We start from the raw sequence: 17,952 nt of genomic DNA on the forward strand, positions 1-17,952 counted from the left end.
TCGGGCGGAAGGCGGATCATGGCGGCGACGGCGGTTGCGTGAACGCCCTTCGCGGTGCTCGGAGCCGTCGCCGATCTACCAATCGGTAACAAAGGTGGCGTAGCTCACTCCGGGGGCTGCCCGTGCGGTGAGGACTCAGGCAGCAGTACGCTCGTCTTGTTTGCACCACACGTCTCGCCGACAACGCGGGACATATACGTTGTCTGTTGGAACAGCTGGGGTCCGCTCACAAGCGTGTTCGCCTGGCCGTGCAATGAGGGCACCATCCTAGGAGGACACGAAGATCCATGTCCAAGATCAAGGTTGAAGGCACCGTCGTAGAACTCGACGGCGACGAGATGACCCGGATCATCTGGCAGTTCATCAAGGACAAGCTGATCCACCCCTATCTCGATGTGAACCTGGAGTATTACGACCTGGGCATCGAGTACCGCGACAAGACAGACGACCAGGTCACCGTCGACGCCGCCGAAGCCATCAAGCGGCACGGTGTCGGTGTGAAGTGCGCCACCATCACCCCGGACGAGGCGCGGGTCAAAGAATTCGGCCTGAAGAAGATGTGGCGTTCGCCCAACGGCACCATTCGCAACATTCTGGGCGGCACCATCTTCCGTGCCCCGATCATCATCTCGAACGTTCCCCGGCTCGTTCCCGGCTGGACCAAGCCGATCATCATCGGCCGCCACGCGTTCGGCGACCAGTACCGCGCCACCGACTTCAAGGTGTTCCAGGGCGGCACCGTCACCTTGACCTTCACCCCGGACGACGGCAGCGAGCCGATCGTGCACGAGGTCGTGAAGATGCCCGAGGACGGCGGCGTCGTCATGGGCATGTACAACTTCCGCAAGTCCATCGAGGATTTCGCGCGGGCGTCGTTCAACTACGGCCTGCAGCAGAACTACCCGGTGTACATGTCGACGAAGAACACCATCCTGAAGGCCTACGACGGCATGTTCAAGGACACCTTCCAGGACATCTTCGACGCCGAGTTCAAGAGCCAGTTCGACGCCGCGGGCCTGACCTACGAGCACCGCCTCATCGATGACATGGTGGCTTCCTCCATGAAGTGGGAGGGCGGCTATGTCTGGGCGTGCAAGAACTACGACGGCGACGTGCAGTCCGACACCGTGGCCCAGGGCTTCGGTTCGCTCGGCCTGATGACGTCGGTGCTGCTCACCCCGGACGGGCAGACCTGTGAGGCCGAGGCCGCGCACGGCACCGTCACCCGGCACTACCGCCAGCACCAGCAGGGCAAGCCGACCTCGACCAACCCGATCGCGTCCATCTTCGCCTGGACCCGAGGGCTCGAGCACCGCGGCAAGCTGGACAACACCCCGGAGGTCATCGGCTTCGCGCAGACCCTCGAGGACGTCGTCATCAAGACCGTCGAGGGCGGCCAGATGACCAAGGACCTCGCGCTGCTCGTCGGCGGGGATCAGGGCTACCTGAGCACCGAGGAATTCCTCGGCGCCCTGGACGCCAACCTGGCTCGCGCACTGCGCTGAGTTCGCGGGCGCCGACAAGGCGCCGAACCGCGGGGCCGAGCCGTGTCGCTCGGCCGACTCCGGCGCTGGGTGCTCACCCAGCGCCGGGCTGAACATCGGGCACCCGCCCCACCCAGGTGGAACGGGTGCCCGCACTGTTTCGCGATCATCAGCAGGGTGTCAGGTGTGCCGAGGGTCTGATCAGCCGGATGTCCGGTCTCGGCACCGCCACCAACCTGCGCCGCCACTTCTCCGGTGTGGTCGGGGTATCGCCCGCCGAATACCGGCGGACTTTGCGGCGCGGCGAGCCGGGGGATGCGCGACGGCTGTAGCGGTCCAGGACGATTGGCGGGGTTGACCAGCGTCGTTCATCGACGTCACGGTGGGCGAACTCACGTTCGCCCGGGAAGCGGATACGGGACGGGACCGGTTACATGAACACGTGACCACCCCCGTGATGACCAGTACCGCCGCCCCACCCGGACGAACCGCTTGGCATGTCCCGGCCATGCTGGCACTGGCCCTCGGCGGATTCGGTATCGGGACGACCGAATTCGTCACCATGGGTTTGCTGCCGGACATCGCCTCGGACATGCACGTCTCCGAGCCCACCGCTGGGCACGCGGTGTCGGCCTACGCCCTCGGCGTGGTGATCGGCGCGCCGTTGATCGCGGCGCTGTGCGCGCGGGTGGCGCGCAAGCGGCTGCTCGTCGCGCTCATGGTCGCGTTCACCGTGGGCAACGCGGCGACCGTGGTGGCGCCCTCGTTCGAGACGCTGGTCGCGGCGCGGTTCGTCTCGGGATTGCCACACGGCGCCTACTTCGGTGTCGCCTCGCTGGCAGCCGCCACTCTCGCCCCGGCGGGACAGCGGGCCAAGGCGGTTGCGGCGGTTATGCTGGGGTTGAGCGCCGCCAACGTCGTCGGCGTTCCCGCAGCTACTTGGCTCGGGCAGCATCTCGGCTGGCGCGACGCGTTCGTGGTGGTCGCCTTGATCGGTGTCTGCACCGTGGCCGCGCTGCTGCGCTTCGTGCCGGTACTCACCGGCATCACCATGACCGATCCGATGACCGAACTCGGCGCGCTGCGGCGTCCGCAGGTGCTGTTGACGCTGCTGGTCGGCGCGGTCGGGTTCGGCGGGATGTTCGCCGTCTACACCTACATCGCGACCACGCTCACCGATGTCGCCGGTCTGCGGGCCGGGGCGGTCCCCTTGGTGTTGATGCTGTTCGGCGTGGGCATGGTGATCGGAAACATCGTCGGCGGCGTGCTCGCCGACCGTGGCGTGGACCGTGCCATCTCGGTGTCGATGGTCGCGATGACCGTCATCCTCGGTGGATTCGTCGCCGCCGCGCACAACCCCTATACCGCGGCCTTCGGCGCGTTGCTGGTCGGCGCATCCGGGGCCGCGCTGGCGCCCGGGCTGCAAACGCGTCTGATGGATGTCGCGGCGGATGCCCAGACCCTCGCCGCCGCCCTCAACCACGCCGCTCTGAACATCGCCAACGCCGCCGGAGCCTGGCTCGGCGGCCTGGTCATCGCCGCGGGCCTGGGTTACACGGCCCCGGCCGTGGTCGGCGCCGCCTTGGCCGCGACCGGCGTGCTGCTGTTCGCGGTGACGGTCTGGACCGCGCGGAAATCGCGGAACCGAACAACGGGCGGCACGGTGGCAGTGCCGCAGTAGCGCCCTCGCTCGTCATCCGGTGACCGCCGGGCGCGGGCATGACAAGACAACGGTAAGGCGACTGTAAGCGGCCCGTCGGACCGTGGCCGTATGAATTCCCACGGTTCGCCGAAGTCGAGATGAAGGGTCCGCTGTCCGCCGCTTTCGATGAGGTGCGCCGCAGATTGCAGGGGCTGCTCGGTACCCCGGAGGGCTCCGATGGCGGGCGTCGCACCGCGGGCGAGGCACTGGATCAGTTCTATCGGGAGAAGGGCGAGACCTTGCGCAAGGGGGCGCAAGAGTTCGACCGGGCCGATAGGGAAGGCGCGGCAGCTATCACCGGTATCGGCCCGGAACGGGCGGGGTCGATGCCCGCTGAGGCGACCGGATCGACTGCGGTCCCGCTTGCCGAGATACGCCCGGCCGGGGTGTCCCGGTTGATTCGCAACGCGCATCAGTTGACGCCGGTGGAGGCGGATGCCATGCGGCGAGCCTACGCGGCCCAGGCCACGATCTTGTCCCGGATCATCGACCGGCCGCCGACGCTCGCCGAGGTGCGTGAACTGCTGCTGCTGGTCAACCCGACCAGGTCACGGACGGCAGGCAACTGCATGGAGTGCTCCTGGGCGGTGCGCGACATCTTGGCCGGACGTCCTGCCGTCGCCGGGCCGAGCGGTGCCCAGAAGTTCATCGAGCCCTCGACAACACGGTTCCACGGCGACAGCCACCGCGAGATCCACGAAGCGATATCCGAGAAGCTGCATCAGTCCGGGTACAACGCGATCATGTCGGGCAACCGGTACTCCGACGCCTTCGGCCATCACTACAACGTCGCCAACATCGACGGAGACATCTACTATCTCGACGGCCAAACCGGCACCGTGACAGAGGAGAACATCGTTCCCGACGGGGACTACTACGTCGTGTTCCCGATGCTCGACAACCGCGCCTGACTATTCGGCGGGGCGGCCGGCAAGCGCACGGCCCGCGATCTCGTGCAGGTGCGCCGAGGCGCGGCGCCACCGGCGACGGGCGCGTTCGTCGTCCGGATCGACAAAATTCGAGATCAGGATGCCGCGCAGCGCGTCCATGGCCGTGTAGATGAAGTCGCGCGCCTCCTTGCGGCGCACGTCGTCCGGCACGAAACGGGCGACCGCCAGCAGGACGGCGTTGTTGACGAACGGCTCGACCTTCTCCATCGCCGCGGCCAGCACCGGATCGGTGCGCCCCGCCACCCACAGTTCGACGGTCGCGATGAACAGCGGACCCTGGTGCAGGTCCCACAGGAACTCCAGCGCCGCCGTCACCGGATCGTCACCGGCTTCCACCCGCGACATCTCCCGCATGGCGGTCTCGGCGCGCAACTGCGCCAGATGACTGATCGCGGCCACCACGAGATCGGTTTTCGAGCCGAAGTGATGCACTTGGGCCCCGCGAGTCACCCCCGCGCGTTCGGCCACCCGTGGCGTCGTGGTGCCGGAGTATCCGTACTCGACCAGACAGTCCACCGTCGCGTCCAGTAGGCGGGTGCGCATCTCGGTGCTGCGCTGCTCCTGCGTCCGGCGCTGCTGCTTCACGACTACGCTCCTGGCCATCGCTCGATCTTACACTTACATACACTGCTGTATGTTCTGGACGGCGGAGGGATGCCGCCATGGCTCGGAAATCGTCCGAAGCGCGCCTCCTCCGCCCACGCGGCCGTCATCCTGGTCGATCGACCGGCGATTATCTGATCAGATCGAGCCAGCACGGTAATCAAAGAACATGCATGTCTCACTGTATGTAGCAGGTGGGACGCAATCGGCTGGTTACCGGCATGGAGCTTGCGCTGCCGCGCAAACCGCTTGCCCACTTACATACAACCTTGTATGTTTGTTTTCACTCGTTCGGCCGCCTCGCGGCGTACGTACAAACTGAGGAGTTCGATGGCGAACAAGGTCTACGTGGTCGGCGTCGGGATGACGAAGTTCGAGAAGCCGGGCCGCCGCATGGTCGAGGAAGCCGACGGCACCACCCGCGCGTGGGACTACCCGGACATGGCCCGGGAATCCGGCACCAAGGCGCTCGCCGACGCGGGAATCGACTACGACCTGGTGGAACAGGCCTACGTCGGTTATGTCTACGGCGAATCCACCTCCGGGCAGCGTGCCGTCTACGAACTCGGCATGACCGGCATCCCGGTGGTCAACGTGAACAACAACTGCTCCACCGGCTCCACGGCGCTGTACCTCGCCGCGCAGGCGATCCGGGGCGGTCTGGCGGAATGCACGCTGGCGCTGGGCTTCGAGAAGATGCAGCCCGGCTCGCTCGGATCCACCTGGGACGACCGCGAGCAGCCCATGGCCAAGCACGTCATGGCGCTGGCGGAGATCTCCGAGGTGCTGTTCCCGGTGGCGCCGTGGATGTTCGGCGCCGCGGGGCGCGAGCACATGAAGCAGTACGGCACCACCGCCGAGCATTTCGCCAAGATCGGCTACAAGAACCACAAGCACTCGGTGAACAACCCGTTCTCGCAGTTCCAGGACGAATACACCCTCGACGACATCCTCGCCTCGCGGATGATCTACGACCCGCTCACCAAGCTGCAGTGCTCGCCTACCTCCGACGGGTCCGGTGCGGTCATCCTCGCCGGTGAGGACTTCGTCGACGCCCACGACCTCGCCGGGCAGGCGGTGGAGATCGTCGGCCAGGCGATGACCACCGACTTCGCCTCGACCTTCGACGAGACCGCCAAGAACCTGATCGGCTACGACATGAACGTCCAGGCCGCGCGGAAGGTCTATCAGCAGGCGGGGCTCGGCCCGGAGGACTTCCAGGTCATCGAGTTGCACGACTGCTTCTCGGCCAACGAACTGCTGCTCTACGAAGCGCTCGGCCTGTGCGGCGAGGGCGAGGCGGGACAGCTGGTCGACGACGGTCAGACCACCTACGGCGGCAAATGGGTGGTCAACCCCTCCGGCGGCCTGATCTCGAAGGGGCATCCGCTCGGCGCGACCGGGCTCGCCCAGTGCTCGGAGCTGACCTGGCAGCTGCGCGGCGCCGCGGACAAGCGGCAGGTGGACGGCGTCACCGCCGCCCTGCAACACAACATCGGCCTCGGCGGCGCTGCCGTCGTCACCGCCTACCAGCGCGCCGATCGCTGACGCGGCCCGGCCGCGGACGAACTCGACGAGGAGTCGACACATGGGACACATCGAAGCCACCAAGGACGTCAACGCCGCCCCGGAAGCTCTGTGGGCGGTCGTCTCCGACCCGCAGACCTGGGACAAATGGTTCACCATCCACGAACGCTTCATGGAGGAGCCGCCCGCCGTACTCACCGAGGGCGTCAAGCTGGTCGCCAAGATCGTGATGCTCGGCATGGCGAACAAGCTGGAGTGGACCATCGTCTCGGTGGACGCGCCGCACAAGCTGACCCTCGGCGGCACCGGCATGGCCGGGGTGAAGACCGAGTTCACCTTCGATATCCGGCCCAACGGCGAGGGAAGCAGCATCCTGGTGTCCGGTGATTTCGAGGGCGCCCTGATCAAGGGCGCGCTCGGCAAAGCGGTGGAGAAGGACGGCATCAAACAGCTGGACCGATCACTCGAACAACTCGACGCCCTGGCCGCAGCGGCATGAGCGGTCAGGCCCGGAGGCGGCAGCGGAGCGTGACCACGCAGGGCCCCGCTCATGCCGGAGAGGAGTCGGCATGAGCGCCATCGCCCGTGTCGTCGAGTTCGACGACAGTGGTTTGGAAACCTGGTCCGACGAGGAGCGTTTCGAGGTCACCGCCGAACGCGTGGCGGAGTACGCGGCCGCGACGAACGATCCGATCGCCGCGCATCTGGCCGGTACGGTGGCCGCGCCGGTGTTCGCCATCGTCCCGGTCTTCGAGGCCATGATGATGCCCGTCATCGATGTCGCGCCGATGGACATCTTCGGCCGGGTCGTGCACGGGGAGCAGGACTTCCACTTCCACCGCGCGATCCGGCCCGGCGACCGGCTGGTGTCGCGCGCCAAGGCGATCGGCTACACCAGCCGACCCAACGGGACCACCATCACCATCCGCATCGAATGCCGCACGGACGCGGGCGAACCGGTCAACGACCAATACCTGACCGCCTTCTTCCGCAATGTCGACGCGGGCGCGACGGTCGGCGCGGCCGCTCCGGCGCACAAGTTCGACGAACGGCTGCGCGAGCAGGATCCGGTCGCCGTGGTGGCGCAGCACGTGGACCACGACCAGACCTTCCGTTACGCACCGGCTTCCGGCGATCCGGTGCCGCTGCACCTGGACGAGCAGGTTGCCCAGGATGCCGGACTGCCCGGCATCATCGCGCACGGGCTGTGCACCATGGCGTTCGCGTCCTGGGCGGTGCTCACCGAGGTCGCGGAGTCGGATGTGCATCGGCTCAGGCGGTTCGCGGTGCGCTTCGCCAAGCTGGTCTTCCCCGGTGACGATCTGGAGACCCGCATCTGGAAGGCAGGCTCCTCCGACGGGATCACCCGCTACGCCTTCGAGACCGTGCGCGGCGACGATGTCGTGCTCAGCGACGGACTGGCCGAGATCGCCGACTGATCCTCCAGCGGCGGCACGGATTCCGCCGCGTTCTTGCCATCGCCGGATTCGGCGCGACTTCAGGAGACAACACATGGGCGTACTGGACGGGCGGGTTGCCGTCATCACCGGTGCGGGTCGAGGCATCGGCCGCGAGCACGCACTGCTTTTCGCGAAGGAGGGCGCCGCGGTGGTCGTCAACGACCTCGGCGGCAGCAACGCGGGCGAGGGGACCGACAGCGGTCCCGCCCAGGATGTGGCGCGCGAGATCGTCGCCGCGGGCGGCAAGGCGGTGGCCAACACCGACGACGTCGCCACCTGGGACGGCGCGCAGAAGCTGGTCGAACAGGCGGTCACCGAGTTCGGCGGCCTCGACGTCGTGGTCAACAACGCGGGCATCCTGCGCGACGCCTTCATCGCGGGTATGTCCGAAGCGCAGTGGGACGCGGTGATCGCCGTGCATCTCAAGGGGCACGCCGCAGTGCTGCACCACGCCGCCGCGTATTGGAAGCGGCAGTCCAAGGCGGGCAATCAGCCCGCTGCCGCGGTGATCAACACCGCATCGGCGTCCGGCACCACCCTGCCCAACCCCGGCCAGGCCAATTACGGCGCGGCCAAGGCCGCGATCGCCGCCCTGACCCTGGTGGCCGCCGACGAGCTGGCGCGCTACGGCGTGCGGGTCAACGCGATCGCGCCGATCGCGCGCACCCGGCTCACCCTGGCCACTCCCGGCATGGGCGAGATGCTGGCGGCCGAAGCGGAGTCGTCCGAGGGCGGGTTCGACGCCTTCGCCCCGGCCAATATCGCGCCGCTGGTCGCGTACCTGGCCGCCGAGGCGTGCCCGATCACCGGCAAGGTGTTCGCGGTGCAGGGCGGCGCGATCTCCGAGCTGGCGGGTTGGCACGATGTGAAGACCATCGAGACCGAGGGTCCCTGGCTGATCGACGACATCGCCGCCCGGCTGCCCTGATCCCGGGGAATGTGAGGAGAACGACGATGTTCGAATGGTCCGAGACCGATGTAATGATCCGCGATGCCGTCCGGGGGTTCATCGACAAGGAGATCCGTCCCAACCTGGACGCGCTCGACAGCGGCGAACTGCCGCCGTACCCCGTCATCCGGAAGTTGTTCCGCGAGTTCGGGATCGACGTGATGGGCGGCGAGGCCGTGCAGAAGATGCTGGCCAAGCAGGAGGCGCGGGAGGCCGCCGTGGCGGCGGGGGAGCCGAAGCCGGAGAAGAAGGCCTCCGGCTCGAGTCCGTTCGCCGGACAGGAATCGCTGATGGCGGTGCTCATCGGTGAGCTGTCCGGGGTGTGCATGGGCCTGGTCACCGCGATGGGCGTGAGCATCGGTCTCGGCGCCACCACCATCATGTCGCGCGGCACGCTGGCGCAGAAGCAGCGCTGGCTGGAGGACATCGTCACCATGCGGAAGGTGGCGTCCTGGGCGATCACCGAACCGGACTCCGGTTCCGACGCGTTCGGCGGCATGAAGACCTACGTCAAGCGCGACGGGGAGGACTACCTGCTCAACGGTCAGAAGACCTTCATCACCAACGGTCCCTTCGCCGACGTGATGATCGTCTACGCGAAGCTGGACGACGGCGCGGGCGGTGACAAGCGCGAACGCAAGGTGCTCACCTTCGTGCTCGACAAGGGCATGCCAGGCCTCACCCAGGGCAAGCCGTTCAAGAAGATGGGCCTGCATTCCTCCCCGACCGGTGAACTGTTCTTCGACAACGTGCGCGTCGGCCGCGACCGGCTGCTCGGCGAGACCGAGGAGCACAAGGGCGGCGACGGCCGCGACAGCGCCCGGTCCAGCTTCACCGCCGAGCGCATCGGCGTGGCCTTCATGGCGCTGGGCATCATCAACGAGTGTCATCGGCTGTGCCTGGAGTACGCCAAGAGCCGCAAACTCTGGGGTCAGGAGATCGGACGCTTCCAACTGGTCCAGCTGAAGCTGGCGAAGATGGAGATCGCGCGGATCAATGTGCAGAACATGGTGTTCAACACGCTGGAGCGGGGCCGCGCGGGCAAACCCCCGACCCTGGCCGAGGCCTCCGCGATGAAGCTGTACGCCTCGGAGGCGGCCACCGAGGTCGCGATGGAAGCGGTCCAGCTCTTCGGCGGCAACGGCTACATGACCGAGTACCACGTGGAGCAACTCGCGCGCGACGCCAAGTCGCTGATGATCTACGCGGGCAGCAACGAGATCCAGGTGACCCACATCGCGAAGGGCCTGCTCGCGCAGTAGCGTCCAAGACTTTTCGACGGCGATGGCGACAGCGTCCATGGTCGCGGTGGCGGCGATCACGGTGCCGAGGATCCGGCTGGCCGAGTTCATCGAAATCTCCGTTCAGATAGCGCTGTTGTGTGGCCGCTCGGTGCAAGCACGCTCGATCAGGACGAAGGGGATTGTCGATAGCGCCAGGCAGGCACCGATCCACGGGATGGCGGTGATCGGCGCACCGGAATGCAATGCGAGGCCCGCGACGACGGGAACGAGACCGATTCCGAGCTGGAAGGCCGACACTGTGGTCGCGCCGGCGAGGGTGGGAGCATCGGGGGCGATGGTGAATACGCGACCGTAGATCGCCGGGTTGAGTACGAATCCGGCGACGCCGAGCAGGAGGACGAGAGGCACCACCGCGAAGGGGTGTCGGGCGAAGAGGGCGATCAGTGCCGAACAGAGGGCGATCCCGGCGGACCCGGCCAGCAGCGCCTGGTAGGGGCGCCGATCGGAGATTCGTCCACCGACCGCCAGGCCGATATACGCGCCGACACCGAACAGGACCAGGATCGGCGCGAGCCACCCCTTCGCGACCCCGGTGACGCCGGTCAACAGCTCCGCGAGGTAGTTGAATGTGATCATGTAAGCCGCTGTGCTCAGCAATGTGGCCGCGTAGACGAGCCATAGGCGCGGTCGGCGCAGCGTGGCGAGCTCACTGTCGAGGCTGGGCTTCGGACCGGCGACAGTCGGCGGCATCATCATGGCCACGGTGGTGGCGGCCACGACGGTGAGCACGACCACCAGCCAGAAACCGCCCTGCCAGCCCGTACGGTAACCGATGAACGTACCGGCGGGACCGCCGAGGATCATCGCCAGGCTCAAGCCGCTGACCACCACGCCCGATGCCCGGGCCGCGCGGTCGGGTGACACCAGGCCGACCGCGGTCACCGCGGCGACAGCGAAGAACCCCGCATAGGCGAGCCCCGCCACGAACCGGGTGACCAGCAGTGCGCCATAACTGCCGATGATCAGCCCGATCGCGACGCTGGCGGCGAAGACCAACTGCGTCGAGATGAGCGCGGTCCGCCGCGGCCAATGCAGGCTCACCACCGCGAACGGTGGCCCGCCGATGACGACGCCGATCGCGAAGGCGGTGATCAGACCGCCGACGGCGGCGAGGCTGACCTCGATGTCCGCGGCGACCGCCGGCAGCACCCCGGCGAGTAGAAACTCCGCGCTGCCCATGGCGAACAGACTGAATGCCAGCAGATATACCCCTGCCGGTAACAGCCGCTGGTGGCTGCCGGCCTGCAATGTGGATGTCGAACTCATGGTTCGAAGCGTGCCGCTCGCCCCTCGAAAGCAGCAACGAATATTGCCGAAACAGGGACGAGTCCGGCTGCGGGAGGGATGGCGATCCCTCCCGCAGCCGACACGACCCTCATCGGATCGGGACGAAGTCGGGGCGGACCCTACACAGCGCGCAACCGCGTGCGGCTGGCGTACACGTGCTCGGCGATGAGGGTGGCGATGCGGTCGGGCGCTTCCAGCATCGGCACGTGGCCGACGCCGTTGACCAGGATGCGGTCGGCGGATTCGGGCAGTTCCTTCAGGTAGCGGCGTGCGTAGACGCGGTTGGGGATGACCCGGTCGTACTCCGCGAGCAGCAGCCGGACCGGCGTCCGCAGGGTGGACAGGTCCTCCTGGGCCGGCGCTCGCATCGCGCCGAGGATCATCGGCACCATCGCCGGGCAGTGCAGTGCGGCGGCGAGGGCGGCGGCGGCGTCGCGGCGGGAGACCGCGGAGGCCTGCTTGCTCAGCGCGAGCAGCGCGATCCGCTGGGCGACGGGGTTGCCGATCGCGAATCCGCCCAAGCGCTTGCCGATCTGGACGATCGGCACCAGCGAGAGGAATTTCAGGTTGATCCGCCACTGGGTCAGCGAGGGCGCGTGCCAGCCGCCCGCGGGCGCGATGAGCGTCAAGGTGCGGGCGCGTCCGCGGCGGGCGAGTTCGACGCCGACCAGCCCGCCGAGGGAGTTGCCCGCGATATGGCAGGTGCGCCAGCCCAGTTCGTCGAGCTGATCACAGATCCCGTCGGCCAGCGTCGACACGTTGACCGCCGGGCCCTCGGTGGGCGCACCGCCCCAGTGCCCCGCGAACGCGGGCGCGAACACTTCGCAGTGCGTCGACAGCCGCGCGGCGGTCTGCTCCCAGCAGTGCGGCGACATCATGAATCCGTGCAGCAACAGCAGGGGATCGCCGGAACCCACATGCAGTGCCTTGATCGGCTGTGGCTCTTTCGCCGGGGTGGAGCCGCGCGCGGCGGCGGAGGAGGACTGGGAGGTGTCGGACGACATCGTCTTCACCCCTTCCTGGACGGCAGTGTCCGGGGGACTTCATCTGACCAGCATTGTACGGTCGTGAGGTGCCGTATATCTCGACAGTGAACGTGAACGGTGTCCGCGCCGCCGCGGGCAAGGGGCTGCTGGCCTGGCTCGCGGCCACCGAGGCCGACGTCGTGTGCGTGCAGGAGACCCGCGCGACCGACGAGCAGGTCCGGGCCGCGCTGGCTCCCGCGCTCGACGCGGGATGGCAACTGTCGCACGCCGAGCCGGAGTCGAAGGGCCGCGCCGGTGTCGGCATCCTGTCCCGGCGGGCACCCTGCGCCGTACGAGTCGGCTTCGGCAGCAGCGAGTTCGCCGCCGCGGGACGGTATCTCGAGACCGACTTCGACGACGTCACCGTGGCCAGCGTCTACGTGCACTCCGGCGACGCGGGCACGGTGCGCCAAGACGAGAAGTACCGCTTCATGGCCGAACTCGGCGCCTACCTCACCGCGCGAACCGGGGACTTCGTGGTCGCCGGGGACTGGAACATCGCGCACACCGAGCGGGACTTGAAGAACTGGAAAGGCAACCTGAAATCAGCCGGCTTCCTGCCGCGGGAGCGGGCGTGGATCGATGAGCTGCTGGCCGCGGGCTACGTCGACGTGGTGCGCCACCTGCATCCCGGTGTCGACGGCCCGTACAGCTGGTGGTCCTACCGGGGCCGCGCGTTCGACAACGACACCGGTTGGCGCATCGACTATCAGCTGGCCCGAGGCGATCTGGCCACTCGCGCCAAAGACGCGGTGGTCGAGCGCGCCGCCGCCTACGACCAGCGGTGGTCCGACCACGCTCCGGTCACGGTGCAGTACCGATGAACCGGTCGCCGTTGGTCAAGCGCGGTCTCGGCGTCCTGGGCGCGGTCGCGCTGGTGCTGCTCGCCGCGATGCTCGCCCTGTACGACGGGGGCGATGCCACCACGTCCACATCCGCGAGTCGCGCGACCACCGCGGCGGCGAGTACGGTCACCGCGCCGCGCGGGGACAGCGCGTCACCGGTCACCCAGGCGTCCGGCGTGCCGGAGCGCGCGTACGTCACGTTGCGGGAGATCGACGCGGGCCGGTGGCCGGGCTCGGCGAACGCCCCGGGCACCAAAGGGGGCGAGCGATGGCAGAACCGCGGCGGCGACCTGCCCGCCGCGGACGGTTCCGGCAAGCCGATCACTTATCAGGAATGGGACGTCAATCCCAAGCAGTCCGGCCGATCCCGCGACGCCGAACGCATCGTCACCGGCAGCGACGGCTCGGCCTGGTACACCGGTGACCACTACAAGACCTTCACGAGGATGCGCTGATGACAAAGACCGTCACGCTGTCGCAGTTCCTTGCCCGACCTGACGCGGACGACGCGCCGCCGAGGGCGGAACTCGCTCCGCCGCGCGTCACATTCGGCGCCCTCGCCGTCGACGCCGCCGAGTTCAGCGGTGTGCGGGACAAGGCGCCCCCGGGCTACCTGGTACGCGAACTGCGCGGCGCGAAGATGCCCACCACCGCCCGGCTCTTCGACGAGTTCGCCGCCGCGTTCCAATTCCCGTACTACTTCGGCGAGAACAAGGACGCGTTCGACGAATGCCTGCGTGACCTGGACGATTTCCTCGGTGAAGGGGCCGGATACGTTGCCGTGGTGCGCGACTCGGCCGGATTGCTCGCCGACGAGCCGATCGAGCGCGACTGGTTCGCCGAGGCCATGCGCGACTGCGCGGCCTACTGGTCGCGGCGGGACGTGCTCTTCCGGGTCGTCCTGCAAGGCGACGCGCCCGACCTCGAGGACGTGTCCTTGCGGCTGTGAGCGGGACCGTTACCGCAGTTTTTCCGCCAGGTCCTCACCGAGCAGGACGAACACGTCGACCGTGTGCTCGATCAATTCGTCGCGGGTGAGGTTCAGATCGCCTTGCAACCAGGCGGTCAGCGTCTGCACCAGCCCGCCGACCAGGTACAGGGCGCGGAAGTCGATCGCCGAGGCCGGGGCCGAATCGGACATCCGGTAGAAGTCGGTGCCCTCCGAGGCCACCATGTGCGCGAACGCGCGCACCGTCTCGGTGGTGCGGGCCCGTAGCTCCGGTGTCGCCATGCCCGCGATCAGGGCTGCTTTCGCCTTGCGCGGGTCGTCGGTGAGCAGGTGCACGCCCGCGGTGATCGCGGCGTGCGCGGTCGCGCGCGTGTCCGGCGCGGCGGTGCGCACCGCGGCGAGGATGGCCGCCGCGAGTTCCTCCGCGATTGCGTCGATCAGGGCGGTGAGCACGCTGTCACGGCTGTCGAAGTTCTCGTAGTAGTACCGCTCGTTGAGACCGGCCCGCGCGCACAGCCCCGACACGGTCAGCTTTCCGAGCCCTTCCGTGCCGATGATCTCCAGCGCTGCCTCCAGCAGCGCCGCACGCCGCTGCGCCCGGCGCTCCTCGGCGGAGATGCCCCCGTACGTCCGTTGCGCCGTCACCCTTCGATTCTTACAGGTGCGCCGGCTCCCACGCCGGGTGCCGACAACGCAACATTCTGGCAGAGAGTCTTGCCAGAAAGACGGATTCTGGGGGATGCTATTGCCAGATGCGCTCGACGAGGAGGCGACGATGTCCGAGCCCGGCTATTTCAGTGACCACTCGATGGTCCGGCGGGTGATGAGCAAGCGCGCGGTGGGTCTGACCTACGGCTTGCGCGCATTGGTGATCGGCGCGGTGCACCCGCTGCTCTATGTCGGCACCGCGGAGAACACCGAGCATCGGATGACGCCCTACACCCGGCTCGCGCTGACCGGCCGCCTGTTCGAGGCGGTCTTCCTCGGCAGCAGGTCCGAGGCCGACCGCGCCCTGGCGTTCACCAGGAAACGGCACGTCAGAGTGCGTGGCGCGCTGCCGGAGGATGCCGGAGCCCATCACCCCGCAGGCACCGGGTACTCCGCGCTCGATCCGCACCTGATGTTCATGACGATGGCCTTCACCTTCGACTCGGCCGAGGTGATGTACGACCTGCTCGTGCGCACCATGACCGAGGGCGAGCGCGAGGGGCTCTACCAGGACTACGTGCGCTGGGGCGAGCTGTTCGGCATGCCCGCGGACGCGGCGCCGGGCAGCTACCGCGAGTTCCGCGCGTACTTCGACGGCTACCTGGCCTCCGACGAGCTTTTCCTCACCGACGAGGCGCGGTTGGTCGGCTCCTACCTGGCCGGACAGCGCGTCCCCTACTCGCAGGGCGTGCCGTTGCAGCAGGTCACCTCCGCGTTCTATGTGCTGGTGCAGGGCAGCCTGCCGCCGCGGATCCGCCGAATGTACGGGATGCGATGGGGCGTGGCCGAGGAGGTCGCCTACCAGGGGCTGTCCCGGGCGGTCCGCACTGCGCACATATCGGTTCCGCTGGTGCCACCGGTGTTGCGTGGCACGCTCGCCGGGCCCAGCGCGCCGGTCTACAAGAGGCTGTCCCAGCGCGAACACGAACTGGTCAGTGGCGGACGGCCGAGTATGCCGGGGGTGGACCCGCGCAGCTGGGTGCAGCGAAATTCCGCTTGAGCCGCATGGGAAGATCGGAGTATGTCCAGTCCTGCGCCCAGCCCGGCCGCCGAACGCAAGCAGCGGGTTCTTTCCGGGATCCAGCCGACCAGCTCCTCGTTTCACCTCGGGAACTACCTTGGCGCGCTGCAGTACTGGGTGACTATGCAGGACGACTACGACGCGCTGTATTTCATCCCGAACATGCACGCGATCACGGTGCCGCAGGATCCCAAGGAGCTGAAGGCGCGCACGAAGGCCGCCGCCGCCCAGCTGCTCGCGCTCGGCATCGACCCGAAGAAGTCCACCCTGTTCGTGCAGAGCCAGGTGCCCGAGCACGCCGAGCTGGCCTGGGTGCTCAGCTGTCTCACCGGTTTCGGCGAGGCCAGCCGGATGACCCAGTTCAAGGACAAGTCGGTGAGGCAGGGCGCGGAGAACGCGACCGTCGGCCTGTTCACCTACCCGGTGCTGATGGCCGCCGACATCCTGCTCTACCGCGCCCATCAGGTGCCGGTCGGTGAGGATCAGCGCCAGCACTTGGAGTTGACCCGGAATCTCGCCCAGCGCTTCAACACCCGGTTCAAGAAGACGTTCGTGGTGCCGGAAGCGCACATCGTCAAGGGCACGGCGAAGATCTACGACTTGCAGGATCCCACCGCCAAGATGAGCAAGTCCGCCTCCACCGACGCGGGCCTGATCAATCTGCTCGACGACCCGAAGGTCACCGCGAAGAAGGTGAAGTCCGCGGTCACCGACACCGAACGCGAGATCCGCTACGACCCGGAACACAAGCCGGGCGTCAGCAACCTGTTGGTGATCCTGAGTTCGCTGACCGGCGCGCCGATCGTCACGCTGGAGAAGGATTTCGAGGGTAAGGGTTACGGCGAGCTGAAAGCCGACGTGGCCGACGCGCTGGTCGAATTCGTCACGCCGTTGCGCGCGAAGGTGCAGGAGTACATGTCGGATCAAGGTGAACTCGACCGCATCCTCGCCGCCGGGGCCGAGCGCGCGCGAGAGATCGCGGGCAACACTCTCGCCCAGGTCTACGACCGGGTCGGTTTGCTGAGTCGCTGAACGGCTACTTCACCTTCGTGCGCCCCGTCAGGCGTCGTGCGAGGTCTCTTGGTCGAAGGGGCGAATGGTGCAGGTGATCGACAACGTCAAGGCCGGGATCGAACGCCGGGTCCAGGCACAGCCGTGGCTGGACCATCTGGTCCGTACGGCGGGGCGCTATCAGCGGCAACGGGGTAACTACTACGCGGCGGGCATCACGTATTTCACTGTGCTGTCGCTGTTCCCGCTGCTGATGATCGCTTTCGCGGTCGCGGGCCTGGTCTTGTCCAGCAATCCGGATCTGCTCGAGGAGTTACGCGCCAAGATCGTCGAGAACATTCCGGGCTCGTTCGGCACCCAAGTGAACGACCTGGTCGATCAGGCGGTCGAGTCGCGGGGCGCGGTCGGTGTCCTGGGTCTGTTGACCGGCGTCTACAGCGGGCTGGGCTGGATGGCCAACCTGCGGGCCGCGCTCACCGAGCAGTGGGAGCAGAAGTCTCCGGACGGCAATTGGCTGATGACCAAGCTCTCCGATCTCGGGGCGCTGGTCGGTCTCGGTCTCGCCTTCACGGTATCGCTGGGGTTGTCGGCGGTGGCCTCGGGCTCCCTCGGCAGGCGGCTGCTCGAGAGCGTCGGCCTGGGTGAAGCGCCCGGGGCGGGCGTGCTGCTGTGGCTGTCGTCGACCTTGCTCGGGTTCCTCGCCTCCTGGGCGGTGTTCGCGTGGGTCATCGCGAGGTTGCCCCGGGAGCCGGTGACGCTGGCCAGCGCCGTCAAGGCGGCCGCGCTGGCCGCGGTGGTGTTCGAGGTGTTCAAGATCGTCGCGTCGATCTATCTGCGCTCGGTGCTGAACAGCCCCGCCGGCGCTACCTTCGGCTCGATCATCGGCCTGATGGTGTTCAGTTATGTCACCTACCGCATCGTCCTGTTCGCCACCGCCTGGGCGGCCACCGCCACGGAGAACGAACCGGAAGCGGAGATTCCCGCGCCCGGCCCCGCCGTGATCGCGCCGCGGGTCAGCGCACGCGACATCTCGGTGGGCGTGGGCGCCACCTACTTCGGCGCGGGCGCGCTCGCGGCCCTCGCGCTTTCCGGATTGCGCAAGTTGCCGGGCCGTCGGTGAACGTTCG

Annotated in this window: 19 protein-coding genes; 15 read left to right on the top strand and 4 right to left on the bottom strand. The window is 67.7% G+C overall.

Annotation, left to right across the window (positions count from 1 at the left end):
- Positions 1-287 precede the first annotated feature (287 nt).
- The 4 genes from ACZ6DL_RS24965 to ACZ6DL_RS24980 all read left to right on the top strand — a co-directional run bounded on the left by ACZ6DL_RS24965 (position 288) and on the right by ACZ6DL_RS24980 (position 4,097).
- Positions 288-1,505, top strand: a complete 1,218-nt coding sequence (locus ACZ6DL_RS24965) for an NADP-dependent isocitrate dehydrogenase (RefSeq protein ID WP_040864988.1) — start codon at positions 288-290, stop codon at positions 1,503-1,505.
- Positions 1,506-1,630: 125 nt separating this feature from the next.
- Complete coding sequence (locus ACZ6DL_RS24970) at positions 1,631-1,816, top strand: hypothetical protein (protein ID WP_466054603.1); 186 nt, start codon at positions 1,631-1,633, stop codon at positions 1,814-1,816.
- Between the two features lie 125 nt (positions 1,817-1,941).
- Positions 1,942-3,165 carry an MFS transporter gene (locus ACZ6DL_RS24975; RefSeq protein WP_466054681.1) on the top strand — a complete coding sequence of 408 codons (1,224 nt, stop codon included), beginning with the start codon at positions 1,942-1,944 and terminating at the stop codon, positions 3,163-3,165.
- A gap of 119 nt (positions 3,166-3,284) precedes the next feature.
- Positions 3,285-4,097, top strand: a complete 813-nt coding sequence (locus ACZ6DL_RS24980) for a toxin glutamine deamidase domain-containing protein (RefSeq protein ID WP_466054605.1) — start codon at positions 3,285-3,287, stop codon at positions 4,095-4,097.
- On the opposite strand, the gene ACZ6DL_RS24985 is transcribed toward ACZ6DL_RS24980, so the two are convergent.
- The gene (locus tag ACZ6DL_RS24985) at positions 4,098-4,739 is read right to left on the bottom strand and encodes a TetR/AcrR family transcriptional regulator (protein ID WP_062973275.1); all 642 of its coding nucleotides are present in this window, start codon (positions 4,737-4,739) and stop codon (positions 4,098-4,100) included.
- Between the two features lie 330 nt (positions 4,740-5,069).
- Between ACZ6DL_RS24985 and ACZ6DL_RS24990 the strand changes: the two genes are divergently transcribed.
- From ACZ6DL_RS24990 to ACZ6DL_RS25010, 5 genes are all read left to right on the top strand, one after another.
- Positions 5,070-6,287 (top strand): lipid-transfer protein, encoded by a 1,218-nt coding sequence (locus tag ACZ6DL_RS24990; protein ID WP_466054607.1) that lies wholly within the window; start codon positions 5,070-5,072, stop codon positions 6,285-6,287.
- A gap of 40 nt (positions 6,288-6,327) precedes the next feature.
- Entirely contained in the window at positions 6,328-6,765 is a 438-nt protein-coding gene (locus ACZ6DL_RS24995) for a type II toxin-antitoxin system Rv0910 family toxin (RefSeq protein ID WP_391466848.1), read from the top strand.
- 70 nt (positions 6,766-6,835) lie between these two features.
- Positions 6,836-7,705 (top strand): MaoC/PaaZ C-terminal domain-containing protein, encoded by an 870-nt coding sequence (locus ACZ6DL_RS25000; protein WP_466054609.1) that lies wholly within the window; start codon positions 6,836-6,838, stop codon positions 7,703-7,705.
- 73 nt (positions 7,706-7,778) lie between these two features.
- Positions 7,779-8,654, top strand: coding sequence for an SDR family oxidoreductase (locus ACZ6DL_RS25005; RefSeq protein ID WP_466054611.1), 876 nt, complete (start codon positions 7,779-7,781; stop codon positions 8,652-8,654).
- A 26-nt stretch (positions 8,655-8,680) separates the two neighbouring features.
- Positions 8,681-9,937, top strand: a complete 1,257-nt coding sequence (locus ACZ6DL_RS25010; RefSeq protein ID WP_062973298.1) for an acyl-CoA dehydrogenase family protein — start codon at positions 8,681-8,683, stop codon at positions 9,935-9,937.
- A gap of 102 nt (positions 9,938-10,039) precedes the next feature.
- On the opposite strand, the gene ACZ6DL_RS25015 is transcribed toward ACZ6DL_RS25010, so the two are convergent.
- Both ACZ6DL_RS25015 and ACZ6DL_RS25020 read right to left on the bottom strand, forming a co-directional pair.
- Positions 10,040-11,245, bottom strand: a complete 1,206-nt coding sequence (locus ACZ6DL_RS25015; protein WP_466054613.1) for an MFS transporter — start codon at positions 11,243-11,245, stop codon at positions 10,040-10,042.
- 140 nt (positions 11,246-11,385) lie between these two features.
- Positions 11,386-12,270 (bottom strand): alpha/beta fold hydrolase, encoded by an 885-nt coding sequence (locus ACZ6DL_RS25020; protein WP_466054615.1) that lies wholly within the window; start codon positions 12,268-12,270, stop codon positions 11,386-11,388.
- Positions 12,271-12,338: 68 nt separating this feature from the next.
- Here ACZ6DL_RS25020 and ACZ6DL_RS25025 point away from each other — a divergent pair, with 68 nt between their 5' ends.
- Genes ACZ6DL_RS25025 through ACZ6DL_RS25035 form a run of 3 tightly spaced genes read left to right on the top strand, consistent with a single transcriptional unit; the run spans position 12,339 to position 14,085 of the window.
- Entirely contained in the window at positions 12,339-13,115 is a 777-nt protein-coding gene (locus ACZ6DL_RS25025; RefSeq protein ID WP_466054617.1) for an exodeoxyribonuclease III, read from the top strand.
- Positions 13,112-13,591 carry a guanyl-specific ribonuclease gene (locus tag ACZ6DL_RS25030; RefSeq protein WP_466054619.1) on the top strand — a complete coding sequence of 160 codons (480 nt, stop codon included), beginning with the start codon at positions 13,112-13,114 and terminating at the stop codon, positions 13,589-13,591. Before ACZ6DL_RS25025 ends, ACZ6DL_RS25030 begins: the two co-directional genes overlap by 4 nt.
- Complete coding sequence (locus ACZ6DL_RS25035; protein WP_391466830.1) at positions 13,591-14,085, top strand: barstar family protein; 495 nt, start codon at positions 13,591-13,593, stop codon at positions 14,083-14,085. Before ACZ6DL_RS25030 ends, ACZ6DL_RS25035 begins: the two co-directional genes overlap by 1 nt.
- Before the next feature lie 9 nt (positions 14,086-14,094).
- On the opposite strand, the gene ACZ6DL_RS25040 is transcribed toward ACZ6DL_RS25035, so the two are convergent.
- Complete coding sequence (locus tag ACZ6DL_RS25040; protein ID WP_466054621.1) at positions 14,095-14,730, bottom strand: TetR/AcrR family transcriptional regulator; 636 nt, start codon at positions 14,728-14,730, stop codon at positions 14,095-14,097.
- 94 nt (positions 14,731-14,824) lie between these two features.
- Between ACZ6DL_RS25040 and ACZ6DL_RS25045 the strand changes: the two genes are divergently transcribed.
- From ACZ6DL_RS25045 to yhjD, 3 genes are all read left to right on the top strand, one after another.
- A complete protein-coding gene (locus ACZ6DL_RS25045; RefSeq protein WP_466054623.1) occupies positions 14,825-15,793 on the top strand; it encodes an oxygenase MpaB family protein in 969 nt (322 codons plus the stop codon).
- Between the two features lie 21 nt (positions 15,794-15,814).
- Complete coding sequence (gene trpS / locus ACZ6DL_RS25050) at positions 15,815-16,846, top strand: tryptophan--tRNA ligase (protein WP_466054625.1); 1,032 nt, start codon at positions 15,815-15,817, stop codon at positions 16,844-16,846.
- Between the two features lie 67 nt (positions 16,847-16,913).
- A complete protein-coding gene (gene yhjD, locus ACZ6DL_RS25055; RefSeq protein ID WP_466054682.1) occupies positions 16,914-17,945 on the top strand; it encodes an inner membrane protein YhjD in 1,032 nt (343 codons plus the stop codon).
- Positions 17,946-17,952 lie beyond the last annotated feature (7 nt).

The sequence above is a fragment of the Nocardia sp. NPDC041819 genome (assembly GCF_055590505.1).